Source organism: Pedobacter sp. Bi27 (assembly GCF_918698255.1).
GTDB lineage: Bacteria > Bacteroidota > Bacteroidia > Sphingobacteriales > Sphingobacteriaceae > Pedobacter.
Genome location: NZ_CAKKMW010000006.1, coordinates 74,753 through 87,422 on the forward strand (window position 1 = coordinate 74,753; position 12,670 = coordinate 87,422).

General features: G+C 40.0%; 11 protein-coding genes. 3 read left to right on the top strand and 8 right to left on the bottom strand.

Annotated features, from left to right (window positions below; all coding sequences use genetic code 11):
• Positions 1 to 43: 43 nt before the first annotated feature.
• A complete protein-coding gene (locus tag LQ227_RS19565; protein WP_230150639.1) occupies positions 44 to 1,225 on the bottom strand; it encodes a cation:proton antiporter in 1,182 nt (393 codons plus the stop codon).
• Positions 1,226 to 1,295: 70 nt separating this feature from the next.
• Positions 1,296 to 1,817, bottom strand: coding sequence for an acyl-CoA thioesterase (locus LQ227_RS19570; RefSeq protein ID WP_230150641.1), 522 nt, complete (start codon positions 1,815 to 1,817; stop codon positions 1,296 to 1,298).
• Positions 1,818 to 2,378: 561 nt separating this feature from the next.
• Between LQ227_RS19570 and LQ227_RS19575 the strand changes: the two genes are divergently transcribed.
• Positions 2,379 to 3,866 carry an alpha-amylase gene (locus LQ227_RS19575; RefSeq protein WP_230150642.1) on the top strand — a complete coding sequence of 496 codons (1,488 nt, stop codon included), beginning with the start codon at positions 2,379 to 2,381 and terminating at the stop codon, positions 3,864 to 3,866.
• Between the two features lie 126 nt (positions 3,867 to 3,992).
• Here LQ227_RS19575 and LQ227_RS19580 read toward each other — a convergent pair whose 3' ends face one another.
• The 5 genes from LQ227_RS19580 to LQ227_RS19600 all read right to left on the bottom strand — a co-directional run bounded on the left by LQ227_RS19580 (position 3,993) and on the right by LQ227_RS19600 (position 10,056).
• Positions 3,993 to 4,916 carry a hydroxypyruvate isomerase family protein gene (locus tag LQ227_RS19580; protein WP_230144879.1) on the bottom strand — a complete coding sequence of 308 codons (924 nt, stop codon included), beginning with the start codon at positions 4,914 to 4,916 and terminating at the stop codon, positions 3,993 to 3,995.
• A 25-nt stretch (positions 4,917 to 4,941) separates the two neighbouring features.
• A complete protein-coding gene (locus LQ227_RS19585; RefSeq protein ID WP_230144880.1) occupies positions 4,942 to 5,937 on the bottom strand; it encodes an FAD:protein FMN transferase in 996 nt (331 codons plus the stop codon).
• 10 nt (positions 5,938 to 5,947) lie between these two features.
• On the bottom strand, positions 5,948 to 7,267 hold the full coding sequence (locus LQ227_RS19590; RefSeq protein ID WP_230144881.1) for a Gfo/Idh/MocA family oxidoreductase: 1,320 nt from the start codon (positions 7,265 to 7,267) through the stop codon (positions 5,948 to 5,950).
• A 34-nt stretch (positions 7,268 to 7,301) separates the two neighbouring features.
• Positions 7,302 to 8,267: an SUMF1/EgtB/PvdO family nonheme iron enzyme gene (locus LQ227_RS19595; protein ID WP_230144882.1), complete on the bottom strand. Its 966-nt coding sequence runs from the start codon at positions 8,265 to 8,267 to the stop codon at positions 7,302 to 7,304.
• Positions 8,268 to 8,778: 511 nt separating this feature from the next.
• On the bottom strand, positions 8,779 to 10,056 hold the full coding sequence (locus LQ227_RS19600; RefSeq protein WP_230150643.1) for a DUF5103 domain-containing protein: 1,278 nt from the start codon (positions 10,054 to 10,056) through the stop codon (positions 8,779 to 8,781).
• Between LQ227_RS19600 and LQ227_RS19605 the strand changes: the two genes are divergently transcribed.
• Positions 10,055 to 10,195 carry a hypothetical protein gene (locus LQ227_RS19605; protein WP_230144884.1) on the top strand — a complete coding sequence of 47 codons (141 nt, stop codon included), beginning with the start codon at positions 10,055 to 10,057 and terminating at the stop codon, positions 10,193 to 10,195. The two genes, LQ227_RS19600 and LQ227_RS19605, sit on opposite strands and share 2 nt — an antisense overlap.
• Entirely contained in the window at positions 10,188 to 10,418 is a 231-nt protein-coding gene (locus LQ227_RS19610) for a hypothetical protein (RefSeq protein WP_230144885.1), read from the top strand. Before LQ227_RS19605 ends, LQ227_RS19610 begins: the two co-directional genes overlap by 8 nt.
• Before the next feature lie 286 nt (positions 10,419 to 10,704).
• Here the strand turns inward: LQ227_RS19610 and LQ227_RS19615 are convergent, their stop codons facing one another.
• On the bottom strand, positions 10,705 to 12,612 hold the full coding sequence (locus LQ227_RS19615; RefSeq protein WP_230150644.1) for an ABC-F family ATP-binding cassette domain-containing protein: 1,908 nt from the start codon (positions 12,610 to 12,612) through the stop codon (positions 10,705 to 10,707).
• Positions 12,613 to 12,670: the final 58 nt, after the last annotated feature.

Sequence of the window (12,670 nt, forward strand, 5' to 3'; positions counted from 1 at the left end):
CTCAATTAACCAGTTTATACAATTAACCAAATGAACCAATGAACTACTGAACCACACTATTTCTCTTACTTAAGGTTATCCCCAGTGTCATTACAATACTCGATCCCAGTACAACCAGGAACAGGAATGGCGTACCCACCTCGGCTATTTTTAAGGAAGCTGGCAGGTTGAAATAAAGCAAAATGCTAATTAAGCCGCGGGGTGCAATGTATAAAATCGGACTGAGGTTTTCTTTTTTGAATATTTTAAGGAATACCACTCTGATGATGTAAATCGATATTAAAATGAAAAAGCCGTTGGCCAGTACAATTTTGTTGTTCAGGTCGCCAATATTCATGGTAAAACCAAAAATAACGAAGAAAAAAGTGCGCAGAATAAAAGCGCTCTCTGCTGATAGTTGATAAAGCTGGGATAAATCGGCTGTTAAATTTTTGTATAAAAAAACACTTCTAAACCATGCATTCTCAATGGTATCGGCATTGTTCAGAAATAGGCCTGTGCTTAAAATCAACACCAGAGAGGATAGGTGGTAAGACTGACCAATGGCATACACCAGTATCAGTATGGCTATAATTAAGAAGAATTTAATGTGGTGTACCAATCGGCCCATTACGTACAACAACACCACACAGGCAATGGCCGATAGTAAAATGATGAGGAAGGTACTTAAACCTAAGCCAATAAAAGCAGATGTATTGATCGAATGGTTGGTAATGGCAAAATTGAAGATGATAATCCCCAAAATATCAGAGAAAGAGGATTCATAAATTACAAATTCTTTATCGATATTGTTTAATGCCGCTGCGGAAGGGATGGCAATAGCCGAGCTGATTACACTAAAGGGAATGGCGTTTGCAATACAGGTATATAAATCGTGATGGGTGATCTGGTAAATAATACTGGTGATTACTACGATAGTTCCCATTAAAATGGTTAAAGCAGAGAAAAAAGCACTGCGTATAACCTTGTTTTTATGCCGGTCGTATTTAAGCTCGAGCGAACCCTCAAAAACAATTAAAATTAAGCCTACAGTACCCAATGTGGGCAGGATGGAGAGGAAATTGAAGGTTTGTATTTTAAGGTTATCGACCAGCAGGCGTAAACCAATACCTAGAAGAAGTAGCAATAAAACCGATGGTATTTTGGTTTTACTTGCCACTAAATCAAACAGATAAGAGAAAATTACTAATCCGCTTAAAATAATAAGAATGGTATAAGTTGTCATATTTTTCAGCGTAAGGTAAGCCGCTAAAATAAAACAATCATGCTAAGCAGAAAGAAATTTAATGTAAAAATTACGCTTTAAAGAAAAGTGCTTTTAGTTCGCTGGCATCATCAGGGTTCATTTTTCCACCTAAAACCAAACGCAATTGCCTGCGGCGTAAAGCGCTGTCAAATAAGTCAATTTCTTCGGGTGTTTCTGGTATTAATTCTGGCACAGGGATGGTACGGGCACTCTGATCTACCGCAACAAAAGTATAATACGCCTCATTACTTTTTTGGCGTGCACCACTTGGAATATTCTCTGCCCAAACATCTAAACGAACTTCTACTGAAGTATTAAAGGCCCTGGTTACTTTGGCCTCAATGGTAATTACATCACCTAATTTAATGGGTTGTTTAAAAGAAACGTTATCAACCGAAGCTGTTACTACAATACGGTTACAGTGTTTTTGAGCCGAAATTGCCGCTGCAATATCCATCCAATGGAGCAAACGCCCACCCATTAAGTTGTTTAAGGTATTGGTATCGTTTGGTAATACCAATTCGTTCATGATGGTAAAACTTTCTCTGGCAAATTTCTTTTTTAGACTCATTTGATGGCAAAAGTAAGTAAAATGTGGGTAAAATGGTATAGGCAGTCAGTCACACTGAGGGGTAATTTATCGTATAAAATCAATATGAGTGGGCTTTTTTCCTTGCCACAAGTCTTGACTCGGCTCACCGCCGCCGAAGGGCTCTTTCTTTTTGGCATCAAAAAGAAACAAAAAATGCCGGCTGAAAATTTTTCTTTCAAAGCTAGTAATAGGGCTTGGTCAGTAGAGCCCGAAAAATTTGTTAGGCCGGATTTAAGCAGAACGGAGATATGGTGCTACGGCCTAGTTGGGCGGAAATGCAAAAGCGGTTAAAATTCTGATAATAATGATTGTAGAATAGTGTCAATGATGGCATAGTCGAAGTGCTTTATTAAAGCGTTGAAATGGTCTTCGACTACGCTCAGACTGACACACGAAATAAATTTTATTTAATTTTAAACAGGCTCTTATTATTTGTTTTTCTGCGGGTATCAGCGAAATCAGCGGGAAAAGCTTGTAGGGGCTGTAAACCCAAAAAACAATTCGTAAAGAATCATGTTATCCATACAAAAAATCGAATTAATGCAAAACCAGACCCTGATCCAATTTTTCCATTGGTATTATAATGAAGAACAAAATTTGTGGACTAAAGTAGCTGCCGAAGCGGGTCATTTAAAAGAAATTGGTATAACGTCTGTTTGGTTGCCACCAGCTTATAAATCAAACAATGCGGCTTACGATGTTGGTTATGCGGTTTACGACCTTTTCGATTTGGGCGAGTTCGATCAGAAAGGAAGTGTGAATACCAAACATGGCTCCAAAGATGAATATATCAAAGCAATTGAAGCCCTGCACGATAATGGAATTGGAGTCTTGGCCGATGCGGTTTTTAACCATAAAGCTGGGGGCGATGAACTCGAAAAAATACCCGTTAGAACTGTAAATCCAGAAGATAGAAACGAATTTACCAGCGATGTTTTCGAAATAGAAGCCTGGACGAAGTTTACTTTCCCAGCGCGACAGGGTAAATATTCTGAATTTATATGGAATCATGAGTGTTTTAGTGGGGTAGACTGGGCCGAAGACCTCCAAAAAACGGCGATTTATTCGATCCAGAATTATTTGGGAGAAGGTTTTGAAGAGGTCCCTTCTACCGAATTGGGCAATTATGATTATCTGATGTTTAACGATATCGATTACCGCAACAGGGCAGTAATTGAAGAATTAAAATATTGGGGCGAATGGATAGTTGAAACCACCAAAGTAGATGGTTTTCGCTTGGATGCCGTTAAACACATCAATCCGGATTTTATTGTAGAGTGGATCGATCACCTGAACCAAAAATTTAACCGCGAATTTTTTATTGTTGCCGAAGATTGGAATGTGGTGGATAGAGAAGGACAATTAAAATATATTGAAATTACAGGTGGCCGGACGCAAATATTTGACTCACTTTTGCACCATAATTTTTTCCTGGCGAGTAAGGAAGAGGACTTTGATATGCGGACGATTTTTGATGGAACCCTGGTTCAGGTAAAGCCAGATCTGGCCGTAACATTTGTTGATAATCATGATTCGCAACCTTTGCAGGCACTGGAATCTTATGTCGATTTTTGGTTCAGACCTTTGGCTTATGCCATCATCCTGTTGCGTATACAGGGGATTCCCTGTTTGTTCTTCCCTGATCTTTATGGAGGAATTTATGATGATAAGGACAAAGAAGGTGACGAGGTGCATGTGGAGTTAGTGGCAATTCCTGCAGTAGAAACCATGAGTAAAATACGTACAGCCTTAGCCTACGGTGAGCAACGCGATTATTTTGACCACGGCATTTGCGTAGGATGGACCCGTGCAGGTGATGAGGAACATGAAAATAGTGGCTTGGCGGTATTATTAAGCACAGGAGAAGAAGGTTATAAAGAAATGGAAATCGGTAAACATTTTGCCGGAAAAACCTTTGTTGATGCGTTAGGCTATCGCCAGCAGGAAGTAGTCATTGATGAAAATGGTTGGGCAGAATTTCACTGCAATGCCGGAAGTGTATCGGTTTGGGTGTTGAAGGTGGGGTAACTCTCAATAAATCGTCATTGCGAGGCACGAAGCAATCTTAATGCACTCGCTAGTAGCGATCGTTTTAAGATTGCTTCGTCGGCTGAAAAAGCCTTCTCGCAATGACGACGCTTCTTTGAACATTATCTACAAAAAATTATCCTCAGCCCTGTAAGCAGAAATAACAGCCAGTTCGCCTTCTTTTCCGCCTTTCGAATTGCCATGTTCCATGCCCATCACACCCTTATAACCTTTTTTATGCAGGTGTTTGAATAGGTTTTTATAATTGATTTCTCCGGTTGTAGGTTCTTTTCTGCCCGGATTATCACCAATCTGGATGTAGGCAATTTCATCCCAGCAACGGTCGATGGTTTTAATTAAGTCGCCTTCTGTTCGCTGCATATGATAAATATCGTAAAGAATTTTACACGAAGGGCTTTTAACCGCTTTACAAACGGCATAGGTTTCATTTGTTTTTTGCAAGAAAAGCTCCGGGGTATCGCTCAAGGTTTCCAAAACCATAATCAAACCGTGGGGCTCAAAAATTTCGGTTCCGGCACGCATGGCATCAATTACATTGGCAAATTGATTGCCATAAGGCAGGTTGCGTTCATAAAACCCAGGTACTACGGTAAGCCATTTTGCATTACAACGTTTTGCCGCTTCAACCGATTTTTTGCAGGTTTCTACAAATTTGTCTTTAAATTCCTTTTTGCCTGTGGTTAAAGAGGTTTTCCAGTTATCGCCACCATCTACCACAAAAACGCCCATGCGCATACCCAGTTTCGCCAATAGCTTTCCAATTTTTTCCTGTTCTTCTACTGAGCGGTTTAAGTAGCCATTATCTTCGATAGATCGGAAACCTTTATCGTACATAAATTGGATCTGATCTAAAAAACTTTTGCCCGCATGGTTTTCGAACATGCCCTGGTGTGGGGCATAATCCATGTTAAAAACCTTATCACTTAATGTATTATGCTTTTCAGCTGCAAAAGTATTGTTAATTCCTGCTCCAGTGGCAATTGCGCCAGCAGTGAATAAGCTGTTTCTTATAAATTCACTTCTTTTCATCGGTTTGGTTTTAAACGGATAGATATTAATGTGTAATTAATTTTTTGAACCCTGTAGTTAAGGTATCAGCCACTTTGCCATCTTTTTGATGGTATACAAAATAAGCTTCGAGGCTTTTTCTGCTTTCTACGAAGGCGATGGCATCTTTAAGGTGCATGGCCATCAAGGCATTGTCGTAGCCATCGGCTGTAATGGCATCATTAGCGTACACTGTTACGCTGATCATTTCATTATCCAGCGGATAACCTGTTTTGGGGTCGATCAGATGTGAAATCTTTTTCTTTCCGCTCTGGTGAAATTTCCGATAGTTACCAGAGGTGGTGATTGCTCCTGAGTTGATGGCGGCAATATGCCTGATTACCGGCGTTCCGTCCTTATCCGGGCCTTCAATACCGATTTTCATGGTTTCGCCATTGGGTTTAGGTCCTGAAATCCGAATTTCGCCTCCCAGTTCGGCCACGTACTGCTTAATTCCTTTTTTTTCGAGATAATCGGCAATTAAATCAACACTGTAACCCTGGGCAATTCCGTTTAAATCGATCTGCACGCAAGGCTTTAGTTTGCTTAATAAACCATTCTTTAATTTTAGGTTTTTCATGCCTATGCAGGCGAGTATCGATTTAATGACTGCCGGATCGGGCTCGTTTTTAGCCTCTTTTGGCCCAAAACCCCAGGCCTGTACCAATGGAGCAACCGTAATATCGAAAACACCTTTTGTATCCCGATTGATCTCGAAACTCCTTTTGAGCACATCGTTTATAAAACGGTCGGTTTTGATTTCTTTTTTAGCCGCATTAAATTGATTTATCAATGATCCCTTTTTGTAAAGCGACATCGATAAATCAATTTCATTTAATAAACTATCTATACCTGTTTTAGTGGCTAAACTATCAGTGGCATAGTACATTATAGCATAATCGGTTCCCTGTGCATAACCATTGATTTTGTATTGCCTCACTTCTTTTTTCAAGGAGAAAGCAAAAATCAGTGGTAAAAGGAAAAGCAAAAACCTATAACGCATCAGTTTAGTTTTAGATCACCTTTGCTTGTCCGGGCATGGCGATAGGGTATAGCCCTTTTTCATCAGGCATTAACCTTGGGTTCGCATCCCATGCAAAACGCTCCGGCATTAAACTGATGTTCGAAGCTAAAGCCTCGTCCCATTTAATGGTTTGACCAGAGTAAGTAGCGTAACGACCGATAATTGCAGAGAATGTGCTGGTTGCAGCATAGTCTACATTACTGAATTTATATTCTCCCTTAGAAACTGCATCGAACAGTTCGTCGTGTTCTGTCTGGTAAGGATTTGCGTTTCCTTTGGTATTGTGGTTATATAGTTCTTTGCCACTGTAATCTTTCATAATGGCCTGATTGCTGCCTGAAAGATAAATTTTGCCTTTGGTACCTTGAAAAGATTCATCCACACGGTTACTGATACCCTCGAAATGTCGGCATTGGCTATTAATTACCGCGCCATCTGCATACGTTAATTCGATGGAGTGGTTATCGTAAATCTCTCCGTAATCTTTTCCTGTTCTCCAGGCACGGCTACCTGTTCCCTGTACCGAAACCGGATGCCCATTTTTTATCCAGTTGGCAATATCAATATTGTGTACATGTTGCTCAACGATATGATCGCCGCATAACCAGTTGAAATAATACCAGTTTCTCATTTGGTATTCCATTTCGGTTTGGTTTGCTTTACGCGGACGTACCCAAACGCCACCACTGTTCCAGTATACCTGACCAGACATGATATCGCCAATGGCGCCATCGTTAATGCGTTTCATCGACTCACGATAGTTGGTCTGATAACGGCGCTGTAAACCTACTACAACATTTAATTTTTTCTTTTTAGCTTCTTCGGCTGCGGCCAATACCTTTCTAATGCCCGGTGCATCTACAGCAACAGGTTTTTCCATGAAAACTTGTTTGTTCTGTTTAACCGCTTCTTCGAAATGGATCGGGCGGAAGCCCGGAGGAGTTGTTAATAGCACTACATCGGCTAATGGAATGGCTTTTAAATAAGCATCGAAACCTACAAACTGGCGTTCTTTTGGAACATCCATCTTTGCTGCAAATTTTCCGCTTAGCGATTGGTAACTGCTGTCCAGGCGATCCTGAAAAGCATCGGCCATAGCCACCAGTTTAATGTTGAATTTAGTGCTCAAGGCCTGGAAAGCGGCTCCTGTTCCACGGTCGCCGCAGCCAATTAAGGCAATTTTAATCGTGTCTGATCCTGAAGCATAAGCTCCGGCCAGTGGGATAGTGCTTAACATTGCACCGCCTGCGAGCATTGCTGTCGCTTTTAAAAAATCGCGACGATCTTGTTGGTTGATTGGTTTTTTCATGTGTTTAGTTTTTATTTTGGTTAGATAGTGTCGGTTAAAAGTCTTTTATAGGTTGTTTATTGTAATAAGCATCAATTTCGGCTTTTGATGGCGTTTTAGCTGGTCGTACTAAACGCATGCCTACAAATGGCGCTTCGGGGAACCACCAATTGCTTTTCGGAATCTGTGGATCTAATTGTTTCCATGATGGATCAGACGCTAACCTAACTGTTGATGTCAGGTTGTTTGGCGTTTCATCATAAGAGCCACCACGAACTACATTGGGGTAGAGTTTTTCGGGAACTGCCACAGGGTTTTCTGCAATTTTATCCTTGCTTTGACTATAGAAATCAGCGATGTATTGGTCGTAAGTCCATTCGCTAACATTTCCGTGCATATCAAATAATCCCCAGGCATTTGGTTTTTTTTGCCCTACCTGATGCGTTTTATTGTCGCTATTGTCTTTATACCAGGCATAATCTCCTAATTTGGTTGCATCATTGCCAAAAGAATAATTGGTTTCTGTACCTGCTTTACAGGCATATTCCCATTCGGCTTCTGTTGGTAAACGGTAAAAAATACCTGTACGCACATAAAGCCATTTGCAAAACTGGATGGCATTATATTGTGTCATTGCTACCGCTGGCTGGTGCTCTTTGCCCATGCCAAAAGTCATATCGAGATAGGGTTTTGTAGGTCTGGTTACCGCATCCACTTCAGCTGGAATAGCACTTGTGCTGGCTTGTTTTTCGTAATCGCGATAAAGAAAAGGTTCGAAAATATCCCAGGTTACTTCATGTTTTCCAATCCAGAAAGCATCGAGTTTAACCTCGTGAACGGGTTGTTCATCAGGTTTGCCTGTTTTACTTCCCATCTTAAATTTGCCTGCTGGTATAGCCTGCATATCGAATTTTAATTTTGTTCCATTAATGGATTGTGTGTACGAGTCACTAGAAGTTTGTGCTGAAATCTGTGCACAAGGATAGGAGATTAATGCTACGGCAATTAACTTTTTAAACATAATTTTTGGTTAGATACACTTGTTTTCTAAGTGTTTATCTGGTTACTTTCTGAAACACTAAAGTAAATAACCACATTTAAAACAAAGAAAACTTATGTAACAATAAAGGTAAGAAATGTAACATTAAAAGTCAAACTGACAATTAAAGCTATCGTCATCTTGAGGGATAATTTATTTTGTAAAAATCAATAAAGATGACAGAGGATCTTTTTTGGAGTAATAGGCTACGAGGAATCGTCATTGCGAGAAGGCTTTTTCAGCCGACGAAGCAATCTTACAACGATCGCTACTAGCGTGCGCTTTAAGATTGCTTCGTTCCTCGCAATGACGACCTTTCTATAGATTCTGTCAATGGTACTTGTTTCAGGATCTAATTGGCGAAGATCTTTTAAGTCAATCTTAGTATAATTAATTGTCTAAGAGTAGGTGAAAGGTCTTTTGCCACATCAAGAATATGAGGTCATAAGCCTATATTTCCTTGCATTTTGATGCATCATCATTGAAAGCTGACTTATCTTCTATCGGTAACCTTATTGCTCAGGTTGGTATAACCAATCAACGTATCCCATCGCGCACCGGGGCGGCGATAATAAACAAAGATCTGGTAGCTGTTTTCGGTCTGGAAGAATGCACCTTCGAAAGGTTTGGTTTCCATTACCTTGGTGTCTTTATTAAACCAGGCAAACTCATAATCGTATAGGCCCTGTTTAAGTATAACATTACCGTAAAACTGTTTCCTGTTGGCATCATATAACAGTTTATTTTCATTGCTCATGGTATAATTGTTAAACCGGCCAACAACATAAGCATCGCCATTCGGGCTGGGTGCCGGAGCATTTAATGTAAATAAAACACTCATGTACTCTGCTTCTGTTTTATCGTCACGTCCATCGGTATTGCGGATAAAAAAGTTTCCGTTTTCATCGTACTGATTGGCAAATGCACCAACAGTTCTGGGCGCATCCTGAAAAAGCATCACGTTTACGGATTGATTATCGCGATAAATATCTTTAACATTATCAGCCTTGTAACGCAAACTCCTTGTATCAAATTTTCGAAATTCGTTGTCTCCCCAAAAATCATTCGTATTGAGGTCGTTATAAACCAATTGGTTTGGTCTTACAAAAGATGGTTTAGTATTCACCTGGATCGTATTGGCATTGAAGTTTTGCATCACTACTGCTTTTATATCCTGGTAGGGGTTTGGGATGGGAAAAGCATGGTTAATGGTGAAATTGATTTTTTGTTTGTAGTTCCTGTTTTCCACTTGCATGGAATTGTTTACTTCTGCTGCTACGGCAACCTGACTATCGAGGATGTAGAAGCGTTGCGAAATAACAGGTTGGTTTTTATCGCCATTTAAATAAACTTTTAACACATAATTACCCCCAATTTTTGGTTGGATTTGAGTGTTGGGTAAACTGATTTCGTAATGAGTGTATTTTCTTGTGGTGTTGGAAGAATAGCGGTAATTGATGATGCGGTCGTCGTTAAAGCTCCCCAAATAATCGATGCTCGAGATTTTCGAAGTCTCCCATTCTGCGGTACAGTGCTCTATGGTATACCAGTAGTTTTTGGTGCCTGCAAGTAAATCGTCGAATGAAAAAGTGATCGTTTCTGACGAATTGAGCATAATTACAGGTAGGCTCTGCTCTTTATTGCTGTTATAGCAAAGTACAGTTTTAATATTTGGAAGATAAATTTTATTCCCGTTGGTAAACGTTTTGTCGTTTTGCGCAAAGGCCAGGGTAGAAATGAAAAATAAAATCGGAATTAATATTTTCTGCATGGCTAAAAGTAAAGTTTTATTGGGAAGTGGCAAAACCGAATTGTGGATGGTTGCCAGGGAAGCACGGATGGACACGGAAGATTCCCCGTGTGCCGTTATTTCGAGGGCTAATTTATTGTATAAAAATCAATATGAATGACGTATATATTTGGTTATTGCCCCTTGGCTCAACCTTGCCTCGGCTCACCGCCGCCGATTGGCTCTTTCTTTTTGCTGTCAAAAAGAAACAAAAAACACCGGCTGAAAATTTTTCTTTCGAAGCAAGTGGGATGGCTGGTTCAGTGGAGCCCGAAAAATTTATTAGGCCGGATTTAAGTAGAACGAAGATATGGTGCTATGGCCTAGTTGGGTGGAATGCATAAACAATAAACCCCTGATTAATAATAATTACCAAATAACGTCAATGGTAGAGGAGTACAGCGCAGTCGAGAAATCTTTTTGTGGTGTCAGATATTGCTATCTGGCACTAAATGATGAATTCATAAACAAAGTCAGATGGTAGCATCCGTTAACACACTTAGGTTGCAGATGCTTCGTGCCTCAGCATGACATAGTCTTAAATGTTGTTATCCGTGTTCTGTGCTTCCGTGGCAACAAAAAAAGCCACAGAATTTCTGTGGCTTTAAATATGCTTTAATGGGGTTAAAACTATCCTTCCAACTCCATAATCTCAGCAGCTAAACTTTCCCATTTATTTTGGCTGGCATCTAACTCCTGTTTTGTTGCTAAATAACGTTTGTTGGCTTCAGCTAATTTATCGGCTTTGGCGTAAACATTCTCGTCAGCCAATTCTGCTTCAATATTTTTAACGTTCTGCTCCAGTTCTGTAATCAGCTTTTCTGTTTTCTGCAGTTCGTCGTTCAGCTTTTTTAATTGGTTGGCCGTATTTGGCGTAACAACTTTTGGCTGTTCCTTTTGTTTCTCTGGCATTTTAACCGGAATAGGTTTAGCTACAGGAATTATTCTTTTGCTATTCCATTCTTCATATTCGGCATAAGTACCAGGGTATTGTTTAATTTTTCCGCCTTCGATAAACCAGATTTTGTTGGCTACGTTATCTAAGAAATACCTATCGTGGGATACGGCAATAAAAGTACCTTCAAACTGATCTAAAGCCTGGATCAGAATATTAACCGATTGGATATCCAAGTGGTTGGTAGGCTCATCCAGAATCAGGAAATTTGAATCTGTTGTTAATGATTTGGCCAGGGCCACACGCGATTTTTCTCCTCCCGAAAGCACTTTGATTTTTTTGAAAACATCATCGCCCGTAAAAAGGAAGCAACCTAAAATACTACGTAATTCGGTATCGCTATGTTTTGGGGCAAATGCCTGTAATTCTTCTAAAATCGAATTTTCTAAATGCAGCGATTCTAATTGATGCTGTGCAAAGAAAGTGGTGGTAACATTATGACCAGTTTCGCAGAAACCTTCAAATTTTTCGGTTCCGGCAATCATTCTCAATAAAGTAGATTTACCCTTACCGTTTGCACCGATCAAGGCTATTTTATCACCTTTTTCAATTACACCTTCTGCATCATCTAAAATGTGCACATTTGGATAGCTCTTATTGGCGTGTTCTATACGCACCACGTGCCTGCCCGATGGTTTAGAAAATTTGAAAGCGAAATTTACGGTCGGATTATCATCATCTACATCATCAATACGCTCCATCTTATCTAAAGCTTTCATCCGCGATTGCGCCATTTTAGCCTTGCTCGCCTTCGCTTTAAAACGCTCAATTAAACGCTCTTCCTGCTTTATTTTAGCCTGTTGGTTTTTAAATTCGCCCTTTTGGATTTCGCCACGTAATGCTTTTTCTTCAACATAGAAGCTATAGTTGCCTGCGTATACGGTTAATTTTCCTTTGCGCGACTCGACTGTACGGTTTACAATCTTATCTAAGAAGTACCTATCGTGAGATACGATTACAATGGCACCTTCAAAGCCCATTAAATAGTTTTCCAACCATTTAATGGAAGGTAAATCCATGTGGTTGGTAGGCTCATCCAGTAATAGGATATCAGGCGTTTGCAGTAATATTTTAGCCAGCATTACACGCATCCGCCAACCTCCTGAGAAGGTATTTAACGGGCGCAATTGATCTGCTGTACTAAAACCTAAACCAGCCAAAATTTCGTTTGCCCTGTATTCGATGTTATAGCCATCTAAGGCTTCAAACTCTTGCTGTTTATCACTTAACTTAAATAAAACCTCTTCGCTATAATCCGTTTCGATTTTTTTAAGCAGTTCCTCAATCTCATCGTGCAATTGGTTTTGGCGCTCAAAAGCTTCCATGGCCACATGCAAAATGCTATGGTGCGAATCGTAAGAAAGTAAATCCTGGTTTAGGTAGCCAATTTTCAGGTCTTTAGACATGGAAACAGTACCCGAACTTGGTGCATATTCGCCTACAATTATTTTTAAAAGTGTTGATTTTCCTGTTCCATTGGCGCCGATTAAACCAGCTCTGTCGCCAGGTTTAATGTGCCAGTTCGCGTCATCGTATAGGGCCCTTGAGCCAATCAGGAAGGTTAAATTATTTATTGAAATCATTTCGGCTGCAAAAGTACGAAATTTAAAGGCTTTTTTCAGCTGGAATGTCAAATAGGAT